Origin of the sequence: Diaphorobacter sp. HDW4B (assembly GCF_011305535.1) — a bacterium.
Classification (GTDB): domain Bacteria; phylum Pseudomonadota; class Gammaproteobacteria; order Burkholderiales; family Burkholderiaceae_C; genus Diaphorobacter_A.
On sequence record NZ_CP049905.1, the window covers coordinates 5,275,928 to 5,291,231 of the forward strand.

Consider the following 15,304-nt stretch of genomic DNA (forward strand, 5'->3'; position numbering starts at 1 on the left):
CATTGAGCCCGCTCAGACCGCCCGAGATGGGCACATCCGGACAAAAAACCTGTCGCTAGAGTCGTCGGTCACCCGCGCCTGCCATCGGCTGTTTGGCGCGTCTCGCCCACTCGTTCAGACAGGTTGAAATGATCACCCGACATCGCTCCACAACTCCGCTCAAGGTCTCCATTCCGTCCCTTTTGCTTGCCGCATTGCTGACGGCCTGCGGCGGATCGGGAAGTGATTCCAGCTCCACGAACAACACATCAGGCGCGTCCAAAGAACAGACCATCGAAGCAATCGATCAAGCCGCGTCTGCGGACAGCATCTACAGCGCCGCCAATCTCCCAGCCGTAGCGATCACCGCGACCACGGTGAATCTGGGAGAACTCAGCACAGCCAAGTCTCTGGAAACGGAGAGCTCCAATGGCGTGGCGAAAGTAGGCCTTGCCCGCGACAGCATGCTCACCTCGTCCGTCTCCAACGTGCAAGAGAAGCTCAAATGGACTGCTACCGGGAATGGCGGAAAGATTGCGGCCATCCAGTTCGTGTCCACTGGAGCCCAAGAAATCCGCATCGGTTTGCTGGCCGAAAAAATACCGAATGGCGCGCTGTTCAGAACCTACCCCAGCGGCCATCGCAACGAAGCGATTCAGACCACCGGCGCGCAGATTCTCGACATGCTAGAGGCCAATCAGCAATCCGGAGACTCGTCGGACGAGGCCCGAACCTGGTGGGCACCGAGCGTCGAGAACGATGAGATCACGCTGGAAATCGAATTGCCTGCAGGCGTGTCCAGCAACGAGCTGACGTTTTCGATCCCCAAGCTCATTCACGTCTACGCCAACGCAGCCGCCGTGGCGCTGAAGGCCAATGCGATCTCTGGAGCCGAAACACGCGCGGCGGGCGACTCCGCATCCTGCCAACTCGATTCAAGCTGCTACGCCGACTACGCGACGATCCGCAACTCCGTCGCGCTGATCAAGTATCTGCAGAACGGCGTCTACTACCAATGCACGGCCACTCTTTTGAACAACACGCAGGCCAACCGCGTGCCTTACGTCGCCACGGCCCACCACTGCATCTCCAAACAGACCATCGCCTCGACGATGGAGAGCACCTGGTTCTTCCGCTCCAACAGCTGCAATTCGCTCGCCTACAGCAGCGGCAAGAAGAGCCGCAACGGAGCCACCCTGCTCTCGACCAATACCAACCCCGATTTCACACTGCTGCGCCTGAACGACACGCCGCCTACAGGTGTCACCTACGCGGGCTGGAGCACGGGCAAAGCCGCCTACGGCGCATCCGTGGTCGGCATTCATCACCCATCGGGCGACCTGCAGAAGATCAGCCTCGGCGCGGTGAAATACACCCTGAATTGCACGATCAACGCCGACACCACCATGTCCTGCGCGAGCAGCAGTTCAAGCACCGGCAACATGTACCAAGTCTCTTGGAGCAAGGGCATCACCGAAGTCGGCAGCAGCGGCTCGGCGCTGTTTGCGAGCAACAAGTTCGTGGGCCTGCTCTCGGGCGGCAGTTCGACCTGCTATGGCGGCGATGATCTGTACACCCGATTCGATCAGGCCTTCTCGGCTGTCAGAAGCTGGTTGGCTCCCAGCGCGAGTTGAGTTCACATGGACGAATCACATGGAGCAGTGATTCGTCCAGCGTCCCGACGCTGCCGCTCAATGCAGCTTGAGCCGCCCCGACACCCGTTGCTGCAGCAAACGCGCCAGCGCCAGCACGCCGGTCTTGCCGATTCCGAGAATCGCCCTGTGGTGCATCAGGTGCAGCGAGATGTACATCCATTTGGCGATCAGGCCTTCGACAAAGAAGTTCTTGCCCGCGAGGCCACCCATCAGATTGCCGACGCCCTTGTTGTCGCCCAGCGAAACCAGCGAGCCGAAGTCCTGATAGACATACGGCTCATCCACCTCGTGTTCGCGCAGCATGGCCCCGAGCACCTTGGCCAGATAGGTGGCCTGCTGGTGAGCGGCCTGCGCGCGTGCGGGCACGGTTTTGCCCTCTTCCCACGGCGCGGCGGCGCAGTCGCCCATGGCGTAGATTTCCGGCACGTTGGTGCGCAGGTGGTTGTCGACGACGAACTGGTTGATGCGATTCACTTCCAGCCCCAGTTGCGCGTTCGCATCCGCAGCCTTGATGCCCGCCGCCCAGACGATCAGATCGGCCGAAATATCGCCCGCCGAGGTGACCAGCACGCCCTTGCGCAACTCCTGCACCCGCGTGTTGACCAGCACCTTCACCTGCTTGCGTCTGAGCGCCACGGTCGCCTGCTCTGAAATTTTGGGCGGCAGACCGCCAAGAATGCGATCACCGCCTTCGACCAGCGTGATGTCGAGCCGGAAACGTTGATTGCTGCCCAAACTCTCGAGCAGGGCCGCATGGGCCTCGATCAACTCCGCCGACAGCTCCACGCCCGTCGCACCGGCACCGACGATGGCAATCGACAGCGCGCGCTCGCTGGCAAACGAAGCGCGGGCGCTGGCGCTCAACCAGTCCGAATGGAAACGCTGCGCATCGCGCACGTTTTCCAGCAGGTAGGCGTTTTCGATGCCGGGTGTGCCGAACGAATTCGAGCCGCTGCCCAGCGCCAGAATCAGCCGCTTGAAGCTGATGGTGCGAGACGGCACGATTTCCTCGCCGTCCCCCTTGTGAATGGCCGCGAGGGTGATGGTTTTCTTCTGGGCATCGAGCCCCGAAAACTCGCCCATGGTGAAGCTGAAGTGATTGCGCCGCGCGAGCACCGTGTAGGAAAGGCCTTCTTGATGCGCATCCAGCGTGCCTGCCGCCACTTCATGCAGCGTCGGCTTCCAGATGTGAAACGGAAACTTGTCTATCAGCAGCACGCGTTCCCCGCCCAGCGTCTTACCCAGCTTTCGTCCAAGCTGGGCAGCGAGCTCCAGACCGCCGGCACCTCCACCCACAATCACTATGTCGTAATGCATTCACGCCTCCAGCGCAATTTTCGATGTAACTTAGTTTCATAGTTTAGCCCTCAGACTGAAACCAGAAGCCCATATCGGAAAGAAGCTCGGCCATGCAATGGGCTGAGAGTGCCCGATTGTGTCTTTTCGGCACTTGCGCGGTGAGTAGGGACTTTGCTGATGGCCGTTTGCAGTGGGTTTTCCATCCGAATCACCGCCAACCTCTCAAGAGGCCAATGACAGCGTCCTCCTTCATTCCGAGGTCGTTTTTCACGATGTGGATTTTGAAAAAGACCGAACCATGCGCGACAAGCGGCATCGCAATGTCAGAATCACGCAGTCTTTTTTCAGTCTTGGCATCCGCTCTTGTTACCTGATTCCAGCCTTTCATCTCCACGCAGATCCGTTTGCGCGTCCTGCCTGCGCCCCTCCTCGGTGTGCATTTGCAGCGCCGTGCGCACAGTGCGGTCGCCAATCGAGGTGCTGATCCTCATGCATCCGGACGAAGTCGGACATGCCAAGAACACCGGGCAGTTGCTGCACCTGTGCCTGCCCAACAGCCGCGTGCTGATTGGCACGCTGTTTGACGACGACACATTGCAGAAAGCGCTGTTTGGCGCTTGGGAAAACCAACCCAAACCACCGCGCACCTTGCTTCTGTATCCGGGAAACGACTCTCTTCAAGCTGCTCCCAACCCTTCCCCATCCGCAATCCGTCTGGTGCTGATCGACTCGACCTGGCGCAAAAGTCGCCAGATGGTGACAGCTCATCCTCTGCTTCAAAACTTGCCTCGACTTTCCCTGCAAGACCCGCCCGCGTCGCGCTATGCCATCCGCAAGGCGCATGAGCCGCATCAGCTGTCCACGCTGGAAGCCGCGCAGCTCGCATTGCAAACACTGGATCCGGACAACAGCGATCAGTTAAACGGCCTTGGACGGGCCATGGATGCGTTCGTGGCCTTTCAGCGCAAGTTCTGGCCACAGGCAAACTGACAAAAAATACGAAACACGGCAAGCACCCCTTGTCGCGCTATCCTCGGGTGATTCGTTCCATTCAAAACACCCAACGGAGACACGCACCATGGCCGCCCGCTACCCCCTCGCCGATCTGAACACCCTGCCCGACGACCTCCAAGCCAAGATTCTGGAAGTGCAGGAAAAAGCCGGCTTCGTGCCCAACGTGTTCCTCGCCCTCGCCCGCCGTCCGGCGGAATGGCGCGCGTTCTTCGCGTACCACGATGCGCTCATGGACCCGGAGAGCGTGGGCCGCAGCAGCCACCTCACCAAGGGCGACCGCGAGATGATCGTCACCACCACCAGCGCGTTCAACCAGTGCCTGTATTGCGTCGTGGCCCATGGCGCGCTGCTGCGCATCTACGAGAAAAAGCCGCTCGTGGCCGATCAGGTGGCGGTGAACTATCTCAAGGCCGACATCACGCCGCGCCAGCGCGCCATGCTCGACTTCGCGATGAAGGTCTGCAACAGCGCGCATGAAATCAACGACGCAGACTTCGCGCCGCTGCACGCCCACGGCTTCGACGACGAAGACATCTGGGACATCGCCGCCATCACCGCGTTCTTCGGCCTGTCCAACCGCATGGCCAGTTTCTCGGACATGCAACCCAACCCCGAGTTCTTCCTGATGGGCCGCCTGCCGCGCGAGAAGAAGGCCTGAGTTTTTCTGCTGATCAGTTCGACGCTAGATGGGCCGCCTTGCAAGGCCCGAACAGATCCAATTGCGGCTGATAGCTCGGCGACTTCACATCCAGCAGACCCAACATGGAGTGGTAGAGGTTGTCGTGCGTATAGGCTGTATCCGCCGTGCCGCGCAGGCAACCCACGGAGAGTTGCTCGCGGCTCTCGAAGGACTGCGACAACCAGCTGACCATGGGCACGTGTTTCTGCACTTCGGGGGCGATGCTGTATGGCAGGCCGTGCAGGAACTGGCCGTATTCGCCCAGCGATTCGCCATGGTCGCTCAGGTACAGCATGCCGGTGTCGTACTTCTGATCGACGTTCTTGAGCCAGTCGATGGTGGCACCCAGAAAGCGGTCGGTTTCGACGATGGAGTTGTCGTAGGCATTCATCAGCTCGGAATGCGCGCAGTCGGCCAGTACCTCTGTCTTGCATTCGGGGGTGAACAGCTTGGATTCTTTGGACGAACGCTTGGCGTACGCCGGGCCGTGACTGCCCATTTGGTGGAAGACCAGCAGCACGCCCTTGTTGCGCTTGTCTGCGGGGATGGCATCAAGCCGCTGCTGGAGGTTCTCCAACATCGCCATGTCGCGGCACTCGCCGCTCGCGTCGCACAGTTTCTTGCGCTGATCGGCGCTCAAGCCCTCGGACGCCGACACATGCGGCACGCGGTCGCAAACGCCTTTGCAGCCGGATTGGTTGTCGATCCAGAGCACACCCATGCCAGCGGCCTGCACCACGTCGAGCAGGGTTTCGTAGTCGTCCTTGCGCGACTCGAAATCCTTCTTGCCCAGCGGCGAGAACATGCAGGGCACCGAAGCCAGCGTGCTCGTGCCGCAGGAATGCACATTGGTCCAGTTCATCACATTGCGCTCGGCCAGCTTCTCCGTGGTGTTGCGCGCATAGCCGTTGAGGCCGAAGTGATCCGCACGCCCCGTCTCGCCCACCACCAGCACGAACAGCATGGGCTTGGTCTGGCTGGCGTGGCTTGCTCCCAGAGCGGCACCAGCGCCCATGGGAATGAGCTTCTTGTGGCGCGTCACCAAGGGGCGAATGGCTGCCGTGCTGGTCGAATACAGGCTGGCAATGGGATTGAGCATGTAGCGCATCTGCGGGTTGTTGCGCATCAGCGGGGCCAGGTCACGCGACATGGTGGCGATGACGATGGCGGCAACGCCGAGCGATGCCACCAGCAGCAGCACATTGCGCACGATCTGCTTGACGGGCGGCATTGCAGGAATGCGCACACGGATGATCCACCACAGCGGAATCGCCATCACCAACATCACCGCCAACAGCATGCGCAAGCCCAGCAGATCGGACACTTCGTGCGCGTCCGTCTGCAACACGTTCGCGGCCATGCCGGGGTCCATCACCACGCTGTAGGTGAGCATGTAGTACTGCGAAAGCGCGGCGGTCAGCGCGACGGCCAGCCACACCACCTTCATCCAGCGTGTCCACGCGGTGAAAGCCAGAATCGCAGCCGTTCCGCAGGCGTTCAGCACGCCGAGCACCAGCGCTGTTCGCACCAGCACCGCCGGGGCGTTTGCGATGCGCTCCAGTTGAAACCACAGCGCCCAGTTGGCTGCCAATGTCAGATAGACAGACAGGAGAATGGCGATCCTCTGCGCGGACATGGGCGTGGCAAACCATGCGTCCAGCCGAAGCACCAACTGCCCAACGCGGGTTTGAAGAAACTCCCCCCACCACGACGCACGGGGCAAGCCCAGTTTGATTTCTGCGGAACTCATGCTTGCACCTCGTGTGCGGATTGGATGTTGTTCTGTACGGAATCGCGCTGTGCCTGACGACGGGCGCGGAAGGCCGTGCAAGCCACGTCGGCCAGCAGGCCAAAGGTCCAGCAGATCCACGCCGTCCACAGCGTGTGGCTCATGTAATGCGCACCGCGCAACTGCTGTGTGAGGCCCAGCACCAGCCCCAGCATCAAAGCCGTAAACAGCCAACGGCCAGCGACTTTCGATCCGAGCTTGCGAACCACGAACCAGCCCGCGAGAAATCCGAACGCCGAGGACGCATGTCCCGCCGGAAAGCAATGTCCCGGCCCTTGATCGAGCACGCCCCATGCCCAATGCGAAACATAGATAGCGCGGCCACCGAACTCGTTCAGGTCCCAAGGACAGCTCGTGTGATTGGCCTTCTTGAGCAAGGTGATCAGCAACATGCCGCCCAGCACCGACAAAACAAGTTGCACTCGCTCGCCGCGGCTCAGTCGCTTCAGAAAGCTCCAGGGCTTGAAGATGCCCACGATCAACGCCACGACCAGCAGACTGCTGACATCGCGCGGGATTTCATGAAAGGCGATCACGAACCAGCGGCTGCCGCGCAGCGCAAAGCCATCTGCCGAGCCGAACAGGCGGGCAAAGGGCAAATCGAGCCCGGAGAAATCCCAGAAGGCCACCAGCAAAAACAGGAAAGCCGTCAAGCCGAACAGTCGGCGCGGGGTCCAATCAATCATGGAAACGGTCGAATACTTCTTCATCACGACCGTCAGACTATTGAGCGCACCTGAACAATTGCTGAACAAGACACCGCTCTCAACTCCCCTACACTTGGGTCCTCGCCGAGCCAGAACCAATCCATCAGCCAGTCAGCCGCCCATGCGTGTATTGCTTGTAGAAGATGACAAAGCCCTGTCGGACGCCGTGTGCGGCTATCTGCATGCCAAGGCCTTCGTGGTCGATGCGGTGCCCAATCTGGCGCTCGCCAGCACGGCGCTCATGACCACGCAGTACGCGGCGGTGCTGCTTGATCTGCATCTACCCGATGGCGACGGCCTCTCGCTCCTGCCGCAGATTCGCGCGACCAAGGACCGGCCCATCGTCATCGCGCTCACGGCCAAGGATCAGGTGAGCGACCGCATCCACGGGCTCGATGCAGGTGCGGACGACTACCTCGTCAAACCCTATGACCCCGCCGAGCTGCTGGCCCGCTTGCGTGCCGTGGAGCGCCGCCGCAACGCGGTTGCCACGCCGGTGCTGACCATTGGCGATCTGCAGATCGACTTGTCGATGGAACAAGTGCGCCGCGCGGGCGTTCAGATTCCGCTCACGCCCAAGGAATGGGCATTGCTGCGCGTGATGGCGACGCGCCCCGAGCGCAACCACACGCGCGAGCATCTGCAGGATGCCCTCTACAGTTTTGACAACTCCACCGACAGCAATACGCTGGAGGTATTCATCAGCCGCCTGCGCCGCAAACTGGGGCGCGACCACATCGAGACCGTGCGCGGCATTGGCTACAAGCTGGCGCATCCGGGCCAGAACGTGAGCGAAGGCGCAAAGTGAATCAGCGCCGCGACACGCTGGCCGGACGGCTGACCAAGACGCTGATCCTCTGGGTCGGCTGCGTGTGGCTGCTGTGCCTGCTCGCCGTCGTCTGGTACACCGGACGCGAAATCAACTACAACTTCGACAACGAACTGGTGGAGGTGTCCCATCGCATGTTCGACATCGCGCTCGACCATCTGGACGAAGCGCACGCACCACCCGATCAGAAAGGACCGCTGGTCATCCCGGGGCCGGGTTCATTTGCGGATGCCGAGGTTTATTACCGCCTCGTCTCGCCCGACAACAAGGTGCTCGCGCAATCCGAGGAGTCCAAGGACCGGATGTTCGACGTCTCGCTCGCTCCCGGCTTCGAGAACAACCGCGAATGGCGTGTCTACACCCTGCGTCATCCAACGCGCGGCGTCTTCCTGCAGGTAGCCGATCCGCTGGAAGAACGCAGCGAAACAGTCAACCGCACGCTGCTTGGGCTGATCGTGCCGTTTCTAGTGCTGCTGCCTGCGCTTGCATGGCTGCTGCGTCGCATTGCGCGCAGCGAATTGCACGTGCTGGACGACTTGTCCAGCGAAATCGCCAAGCGCGACGGGCGCCAGTTGGAGCCGATTCATCTGACGAATCCGCCACGCGAAATCGAGCAGGTGCAGGAGCACACCAACCGCCTACTGGAGCGCTTGTCCCAGTCGCTGGATGTGGAGCGCGCACTCGCCGCCAACGCCGCGCACGAGTTGAGAACACCGCTGACCGCCGCGCGCTTGCGGCTTCAGACCGCGCTGGAACATGGCCTCGATCATGCGGATGTGGAAGCGGCGATCCAGTCCCTGCAAACGCTGAGCCACCGCACCGAGAAACTGCTGCAGCTCTCGCGCGCCGAATCAAGCGCGCCATTCACGCGCGACAGCATCGATCTGGTGAAGCTCGCAACGACGGCGATGCGCGAGTTCTGGCAGGACGAGGAAGCATCGGCGCGCATCGAACTGATCACACCATCAGCCACCGAACTCGCTGCCAAGCCGCTGACCTGCAAGGGCGACTTCGACGCGCTGGCGATTGCGCTGCGCAATCTGGTGGAAAACGCCCTTGCCTACTCGAATGCCGAGAACATCGAAATCATCGTCGGCCCCGGCAGCGAACTGACCGTGCGCGATGACGGTCAGGGCGTGACGCCGGAGCAACTGGACAAACTCAAGCACCGCCATGTGCGCCAAAGCGCCCAGCGCACCGGCTACGGCTTGGGGCTGTCCATCGTCTCCAGCATTGCGCAGAAGCACGACGCGCAATTCGAACTGACCTCGCCGCCGCGCGGCAAAGCACACGGCTTCGAGGCCAGACTGGTGTTGCAACCGGGCGAGTGAGCCTTATTGAACGTCGATGAAGTGGCGCACCACCGGAGGCGTCGCCCCTTTGTGGAACTTGAGCAGTTCTTCCTGAATGTCCGCGTCGGTCTTGGTCACGCGGCGGTGCTGGCGCAGATGTTCGGCCCAGGATTCGACATCGAACCATTCGACCAGCGTTTCCGGATTAGCCGAGTCTTCCGCCACCCCCCAGGCAAACGCACCATCGCGCCTGCGCTCGGCAGACAGCGTCCTCAAGAGCTTGAGAAACTCCTCTCGATCAGCCACCAGCACGTGGTACTCGATCTCGATCCGCACCGGGCCGCGATCATGCTCGACCGGCGCTGCCAACAGCGGCTCGGGCCAGTGTTTGGAGGGTTCCAGATCGGCCTCGCCCTGCGGCAGTTTCAGGCGATGCGCGATCAGGCCGAACACCACCAGACCGGCCGCGCCCAACAGCAAGGTGTTGCCAATGCCCAGTTCCTGTGCGATCAGGCCCCAACTGATGCTGCCCAACGTCATCGCGCCGTTGAACACGGTGAGATACACCGCCAGCGCGCGTCCGCGCACCCAGTTGGGCAGAATCGACTGCGCCACGCCATTGAGCGTCGTGAGCGCCGTGATCCAGCCTGCGCCCAGCACCAGCAGAATCGCGACCGCCACCCATTGCGGCGGTGCAAACGACAGAATGCCCATGACCACCGCCGTGATCAGCGACGCCATCAGCAGCAGGCCGTCCGAACTCAGCTTGGCGCGCAGCTTGGGCATGATCAGCGCGCCGCCGATCGCACCCAGCCCCACCGCGCCCAGCAGAATGCCGTAGAACCCGGCACCGCCACCCAGCATCTTGCGAGCCACCAAGGGCAGCAGCGCCCAGACCGAACTTGCCAGCGCAAAGAAGATGAAGGTGCGCACCAGCACCACATGCAGCTCGCGGCTGGCACGGGCGTAACGCAGGCCCGCGCGGAAGGCACCGGCAAACCGCTCGGTCAGCGCATCGTCGTCCTTCTTGGGACGCGGCCACCAGAGCAGCGCCGCGATCACGAACGCATAGCTGATCACGTCCACGCCGTAGGTGAACGCCGCACCGAAACTCGCCAGCACCAGACCGCCCATCGCCGGACCGATGGCGCGTGCGATGTTGATGCCCAGCGAGTTCAGCGCCACGGCACTCTTGAGATCTTTCTTCGGCACCAGTTCAGGAACGATGGCCTGCCAGGTCGGCCCCATCAGCGCCGCGCCAATGCCGCCGACGAAGGTCAGCGTGATCAGCGAAGTCACCGATTGCAGGCCAGTCGCGGACAGCAGCAGCAACGACGTGCTCACCACCGCCAGCAGCAACTGGATGCAGATGAGAAACTTGCGCCGGTCCAGCGTATCGGCCAGCACGCCCGCCGGAATCGCCAGCAGAAACGCCGGAAAAGACGCCGCCGCCTGCACCAGCGCCACAGCCGTGGGCGATGACGAGAGGTCCGTCATCAACCATGAGCTGGCGACATCGCGCACAAAGCTGCCGACGTTGCCAAGGACGGTGGCCGTCCATAGCACAAAGAACAGCTTCTGCTTGAGCGGCGCAAAGCTGCTCGTCGGTGCAGGTGAAATGGGTGGCGAGGTTGGTTCAGTCGAGCTCATTCAACGCCTTCAAGCCATCCAGCAGGAGCAGCCCAGAGCACCGAAGAAGCTCTTGGGATCGGACGCTGGAACGCTGGAAGCCCATGCGTTCGCGTGGCTGTGGCCGTGCAGGCCGCAGTTGTTCGCACAGCCGCAGGCAGCGGCCATGCTGCGATAACGGGCCGGGTTGAGCGAGTTCTTGCCCGCGCCTTCGGGCTCGCCCCAGGCACCGTAGCCACCAAAGCGGCGCACGGGCGACCAGTCGGGCATGGCCGGTGGCAGTGGGTTGTCGTCAAAGCGCTGGAACACGCCCGCGCCATAGACGACGCGTCCGCCCACCACGGTCAGGTCCGAGGTGAGGAAGGAGATTTCGTCCTCGGGCACGCTGAAGTAATCCTTGTTCGGCACCATCAGATCGGCAAACTGGCCCGCGGCGATCTGTCCGCGCTTGCCCACTTCATTGGAGAACCAGGCCACGTTTTCGGTCCACATGCGCAGCGCCGCCTCGCGGTCCAGCAGATTGCGTTCGGGGTACATCTTGGTGCCGCCCAGCGTCTTGCCGGTCACCATCCACGACAGCGACACCCACGGGTTGTACGAGGCCACGCGCGTCGCGTCCGTGCCGGCCGACACCTTCACGCCCTTTTCCAGAATTTTCTTGATCGGCGGCGTCGCCTCGGTGGCGCGCGCGCCGTAGCGATCGATGAAATACTCGCCCTGATACGCCATGCGGTGCTGCACGGCAATGCCGCCGCCCATGGCCGCGATGCGGTCGATGGACTTGTCGGAGATGGTCTCGGCGTGGTCGAAGAACCAGTTCAGGCCGTTGATCGGCGTCTCGCGATGCACCTTCTCGAACACATCAAGCGCACGGGTGATGGTCTCGTCATAAGTGGCATGCAAGCGCCAGGGCCACTTGTTCTGCACGAGCACACGCACCACGTCCTCCAGCTCGCCTTCCATGTTTGGCGGCATGTCGGGGCGCGGCTGGCGGAAATCCTCGAAGTCAGCGGCCGAATACACCAGCATTTCGCCCGCTCCGTTGTGGCGGAAATAGTCATTGCCCTGCTTGTACTTCACGCTCTGCGTCCACTTGAGGAAGTCGGCCTTTTCCTCCTTGGGTTTCTGCGTGAACAGGTTGTAGGCCAGGCGCACGGTGATCTGTCCCGCTTCATCGAGCTTCTTGATGACCTCGTAGTCTTCGGGATAGTTCTGAAACCCGCCGCCCGCGTCGATCACGCCGGTCACACCGAGACGGTTCAGCTCGCGCATGAAGTGGCGCGTGGAATTGATCTGGTAATCCAGTGGCAGCTTCGGCCCCTTGGCCAGCGTGGCGTAGAGAATCGTTGCGTTGGGCTTGGCGATCAGCAGGCCGGTCGGGTTGCCATTGGCGTCGCGCGTGATCTCGCCGCCCGGTGGCTGCGGTGTGTCCTTGGTGTAGCCCACGGCGCGCAGCGCGGCAGCGTTGAGCAAGGCGCGGTCGTACAGATGCAGCAGAAACACCGGCGTGTCGGGCGCGATCGCGTTGATTTCCTCGATGGTCGGCAGGCGCTTTTCAACGAACTGGTGTTCGGTGAAGCCGCCCACCACGCGCACCCATTGCGGCGCGGGTGTATTGGCGACCTGGCGCTTGAGCATGTCCATCGCATCGGCCAGCGAACGCACGCCGTCCCAGCGCAGTTCGAGGTTGTAGTTCAGCCCTCCGCGAATCACGTGCGTGTGGTTGTCGAACAGACCGGGCATCACGCGGCGTCGCTGCAGGTCGATCTTGCGCGTGCCGCTGGCTGCGAGCTTGACGATTTCCTCGTCCGTGCCGACGGCCAGGAACTTGCCATCCTTGATCGCCACCGCCGAGGCCATGGGCCTGGACTTGTCGAGCGTGGTGATCTGCCCATTGAACAGAATCACATCGGGCGAGCCACTGGCAGAGCCGCCCTGCCCGCCCGTGGCGCAACCGGCCAGACCACCGACAGCGAGCGAAGACGCCAACGTGGTGGCGGAACTGAGTACTTTGCGACGTGTAGGCATGAGCGGCTCCTTGTGTTGGCCGGAGAAATGGCAGAGACGGCGTACGCATCGGCATTCCGCTTCGGTGCGACGGAATCGCCACTGGAATGAAATGATCAAACCAGTACTATTGAAATAATTCAATCAATAAATCATAGCGATCAAACACCGGGCTGACTGTAGTCATCCGTCGACGCCAAATGGGTATCCAGTGGATATCAAGTGGGTGTCGATTAGCACAAAACAGTCGCGCACTCCCCCCACATTCAGAGGGCGAGTCGAATAATGTTTCCTGTTTTAATGAACACCACAGCAAAATCGGAAAGACATAATTTCCGATTTGATGGCGACAAACTCATGTCTGCCAACCGGGCCCCGGCACCATCGATGCCGCCCATGAAAATACCGCCGCAAAGCGTTGCGCTGCCACATATATGACACCAAATGCCGCATGCATACGATTGCACCGGCCCGTCATGAATACAATCTCCGGATTGTCCAAGCTGCAGCAGACAGCGACCGGCTCCAGATTTCCAATTTAAATACGTTTACGAGACACCCATGACGAACAACGAAATCCTCGCCCAGTACGGCCCCCGAGAGGCCATGGAATATGACGTAGTGATCGTTGGTGCTGGCCCGGGCGGGCTGGCCACTGCGATCCGCCTGAAGCAACTCGCCGCCGAAAAAGGACAGGAAATCTCCGTCGTCGTGCTCGAAAAGGGCTCCGAGCCCGGCGCGCACACGCTGTCCGGCGCGATCATGGACCCCCGCGCGATCACCGAGCTGATCCCCGACTGGAAGGAAAAAGGCGCTCCGCTGAACCAGCCCGTCACCGACGACGCGATGGTGTTCCTGTCGGAAACCGGCTCCTTCCGCACGCCCAACATGGTGCTGCCAGCGTGCTTCCAGAACCACGGCAACTACATCGTGGCGCTGGGCAACGTGGTGCGCTGGATGGCGCAGCAGGCCGAAGAACTCGGCGTGGAAATCTTCCCCGGCTTCGCGGCTGCGGAAATCGTCTACAACGAAGACGGCTCGGTCAAGGGCGTTGCCACGGGCAACATGGGCGTGGGCAAGGATGGCGAGCCGACCGGCGAATTCCAGCTCGGCATGGAGCTGCATGGCAAGTACACGATCTTCGCCGAAGGCGCGCGCGGCAATCTGGGCAAGCAACTGATCTCCAAGTTCAAGCTCGACGAAGGCCGCGATCCGCAGACCTACGGCCTTGGCATCAAGGAACTCTGGGAAATCGACCCCAAGCGCCACCAGCCCGGCTTCGTGCTGCACACCGCCGGCTGGCCCATGGACAACAACACCTACGGCGGCGCCTTCCTCTACCACCTGGAAGACAACAAGGTCACGCTGGGCTTCATCACCGGTCTGGACTATTCCAACCCCTACCTTTCCCCATTCGAGGAAATGCAGCGCTGGAAGACCCACCCGAACATCCGCTACTACCTCGAAGGCGACGAATCCAAGGGCATCAAGCCCGCCAAGCGCCTGTCCTACGGCGCTCGCGCGATCACCGCTGGCGGCTTGAGCAGCCTGCCCAAGTTCGTGTTCCCGGGCGGCGCGCTCGTGGGCTGCGACGCGGGTTTCCTGAACGTCAGCCGCATCAAGGGCAGCCACGCCGCCATCAAGACCGGCATGCTGGCCGCCGAAGCCGCCTTCGAAGCCATTGGCGCGGGTCGTCAGGGCGACGAGCTGTCGGCCTACCCGGTCGCGTTCGAGAACAGCTGGCTGCACACAGAACTCAACAAGGCCCGCAACTTCAAGGCCTGGTTCAAGAAGGGTCTGGTCACCGCAACGATCATGAACGGCATCGAGCAGTTCGTGCTCAAGGGCCACATCCCATGGACGCTGCGCCGCGACAAGCCCGACCACGTCTACCTCAAGCCCGCAGCCGACTGCAAGCCCATCGTCTATCCCAAGCCCGATGGCAAGCTGACTTTCGACCGTCTGTCGAGCGTGTTCATCAGCAACACCAACCACTCGGAAGACCAGCCCGCGCACTTGACGCTCAAGGACGCCAGCGTGCCGGTCAACGTCAATCTGGCCAAGTTTGCAGGCCCCGAGTCGCGCTACTGCCCGGCGGGTGTGTACGAATTCGTGCCTGACGAAGCCAAGGGTGGCAATGCCGAGCGCCTGCAGATCAACGCGCAGAACTGCGTGCACTGCAAGACCTGCGACATCAAGGACCCGACGCAGAACATCGTCTGGGTGACACCGGAAGGCGGCGGCGGCCCGAACTACTCGGGCATGTAAGCGCTTCAGGCAATTCAAACAAAGCACATGAGGCTCATCCGGAGCCCATGTGCTTTTTTGCATCGCCGACGCAATCTCATATATTCGTTTGCGCGAATACAGGGTAAATCCACGGTTTCGTGCTTGTCTTGCTCGGCGCATACTTATGGACTGCGTG

The 15,304-nt window shown here is 61.7% G+C and carries 12 protein-coding genes; 6 read left to right on the forward strand and 6 right to left on the reverse strand.

Features of this window, described 5'->3' with window-relative positions; all coding sequences use genetic code 11:
- The first annotated feature begins 128 nt into the window (after positions 1–128).
- The gene (locus tag G7048_RS24065) at positions 129–1,613 is read left to right on the forward strand and encodes a serine protease (protein ID WP_166070555.1); all 1,485 of its coding nucleotides are present in this window, start codon (positions 129–131) and stop codon (positions 1,611–1,613) included.
- 57 nt (positions 1,614–1,670) lie between these two features.
- Here G7048_RS24065 and G7048_RS24070 read toward each other — a convergent pair whose 3' ends face one another.
- Positions 1,671–2,951 carry an NAD(P)/FAD-dependent oxidoreductase gene (locus G7048_RS24070; RefSeq protein WP_166070556.1) on the reverse strand — a complete coding sequence of 427 codons (1,281 nt, stop codon included), beginning with the start codon at positions 2,949–2,951 and terminating at the stop codon, positions 1,671–1,673.
- Between the two features lie 190 nt (positions 2,952–3,141).
- Positions 3,142–3,321 carry a hypothetical protein gene (locus tag G7048_RS24075; RefSeq protein WP_166066190.1) on the reverse strand — a complete coding sequence of 60 codons (180 nt, stop codon included), beginning with the start codon at positions 3,319–3,321 and terminating at the stop codon, positions 3,142–3,144.
- Positions 3,322–3,383: 62 nt separating this feature from the next.
- Between G7048_RS24075 and G7048_RS24080 the strand changes: the two genes are divergently transcribed.
- Together G7048_RS24080 and G7048_RS24085 are read left to right on the forward strand one after the other, a co-directional pair.
- Positions 3,384–3,923 carry a tRNA-uridine aminocarboxypropyltransferase gene (locus G7048_RS24080; RefSeq protein ID WP_240933098.1) on the forward strand — a complete coding sequence of 180 codons (540 nt, stop codon included), beginning with the start codon at positions 3,384–3,386 and terminating at the stop codon, positions 3,921–3,923.
- An 88-nt stretch (positions 3,924–4,011) separates the two neighbouring features.
- Positions 4,012–4,605 carry a peroxidase-related enzyme gene (locus G7048_RS24085; RefSeq protein WP_166070558.1) on the forward strand — a complete coding sequence of 198 codons (594 nt, stop codon included), beginning with the start codon at positions 4,012–4,014 and terminating at the stop codon, positions 4,603–4,605.
- Positions 4,606–4,618: 13 nt separating this feature from the next.
- Here G7048_RS24085 and G7048_RS24090 read toward each other — a convergent pair whose 3' ends face one another.
- The gene (locus tag G7048_RS24090) at positions 4,619–6,376 is read right to left on the reverse strand and encodes a phosphoethanolamine transferase (RefSeq protein ID WP_166070559.1); all 1,758 of its coding nucleotides are present in this window, start codon (positions 6,374–6,376) and stop codon (positions 4,619–4,621) included.
- Positions 6,373–7,101, reverse strand: coding sequence for a phosphatase PAP2 family protein (locus G7048_RS24095; RefSeq protein WP_166070560.1), 729 nt, complete (start codon positions 7,099–7,101; stop codon positions 6,373–6,375). The genes G7048_RS24090 and G7048_RS24095 overlap by 4 nt, the downstream gene beginning before the upstream one ends.
- A gap of 142 nt (positions 7,102–7,243) precedes the next feature.
- Here G7048_RS24095 and G7048_RS24100 point away from each other — a divergent pair, with 142 nt between their 5' ends.
- Together G7048_RS24100 and G7048_RS24105 are read left to right on the forward strand one after the other, a co-directional pair.
- Positions 7,244–7,930, forward strand: a complete 687-nt coding sequence (locus G7048_RS24100) for a response regulator transcription factor (RefSeq protein ID WP_166070561.1) — start codon at positions 7,244–7,246, stop codon at positions 7,928–7,930.
- Entirely contained in the window at positions 7,927–9,282 is a 1,356-nt protein-coding gene (locus G7048_RS24105; RefSeq protein WP_166070563.1) for an ATP-binding protein, read from the forward strand. The genes G7048_RS24100 and G7048_RS24105 overlap by 4 nt, the downstream gene beginning before the upstream one ends.
- Positions 9,283–9,285: 3 nt before the next feature.
- Here G7048_RS24105 and G7048_RS24110 read toward each other — a convergent pair whose 3' ends face one another.
- Positions 9,286–10,893, reverse strand: a complete 1,608-nt coding sequence (locus G7048_RS24110) for an MFS transporter (RefSeq protein WP_166070564.1) — start codon at positions 10,891–10,893, stop codon at positions 9,286–9,288.
- A gap of 9 nt (positions 10,894–10,902) precedes the next feature.
- Positions 10,903–12,900, reverse strand: a complete 1,998-nt coding sequence (locus G7048_RS24115; protein ID WP_166070565.1) for an amidohydrolase — start codon at positions 12,898–12,900, stop codon at positions 10,903–10,905.
- A 540-nt stretch (positions 12,901–13,440) separates the two neighbouring features.
- Between G7048_RS24115 and G7048_RS24120 the strand changes: the two genes are divergently transcribed.
- Positions 13,441–15,147, forward strand: coding sequence for an electron transfer flavoprotein-ubiquinone oxidoreductase (locus G7048_RS24120; protein ID WP_166070566.1), 1,707 nt, complete (start codon positions 13,441–13,443; stop codon positions 15,145–15,147).
- Positions 15,148–15,304 lie beyond the last annotated feature (157 nt).

Bases quoted from the DNA above. Each gene is read 5' to 3' on its own strand.
- G7048_RS24065 (WP_166070555.1), top strand. From the start codon at position 129: ATGATCACCCGACATCGCTCCACAACTCCGCTCAAGGTCTCCATTCCG.
- G7048_RS24070 (WP_166070556.1), bottom strand. From the start codon at position 2,951: ATGCATTACGACATAGTGATTGTGGGTGGAGGTGCCGGCGGTCTGGAG.
- G7048_RS24075 (WP_166066190.1), bottom strand. From the start codon at position 3,321: ATGAAAGGCTGGAATCAGGTAACAAGAGCGGATGCCAAGACTGAAAAA.
- G7048_RS24085 (WP_166070558.1), top strand. From the start codon at position 4,012: ATGGCCGCCCGCTACCCCCTCGCCGATCTGAACACCCTGCCCGACGAC.
- G7048_RS24090 (WP_166070559.1), bottom strand. From the start codon at position 6,376: ATGAGTTCCGCAGAAATCAAACTGGGCTTGCCCCGTGCGTCGTGGTGG.
- G7048_RS24095 (WP_166070560.1), bottom strand. From the start codon at position 7,101: ATGATTGATTGGACCCCGCGCCGACTGTTCGGCTTGACGGCTTTCCTG.
- G7048_RS24100 (WP_166070561.1), top strand. From the start codon at position 7,244: ATGCGTGTATTGCTTGTAGAAGATGACAAAGCCCTGTCGGACGCCGTG.
- G7048_RS24110 (WP_166070564.1), bottom strand. From the start codon at position 10,893: ATGAGCTCGACTGAACCAACCTCGCCACCCATTTCACCTGCACCGACG.
- G7048_RS24115 (WP_166070565.1), bottom strand. From the start codon at position 12,900: ATGCCTACACGTCGCAAAGTACTCAGTTCCGCCACCACGTTGGCGTCT.
- G7048_RS24120 (WP_166070566.1), top strand. From the start codon at position 13,441: ATGACGAACAACGAAATCCTCGCCCAGTACGGCCCCCGAGAGGCCATG.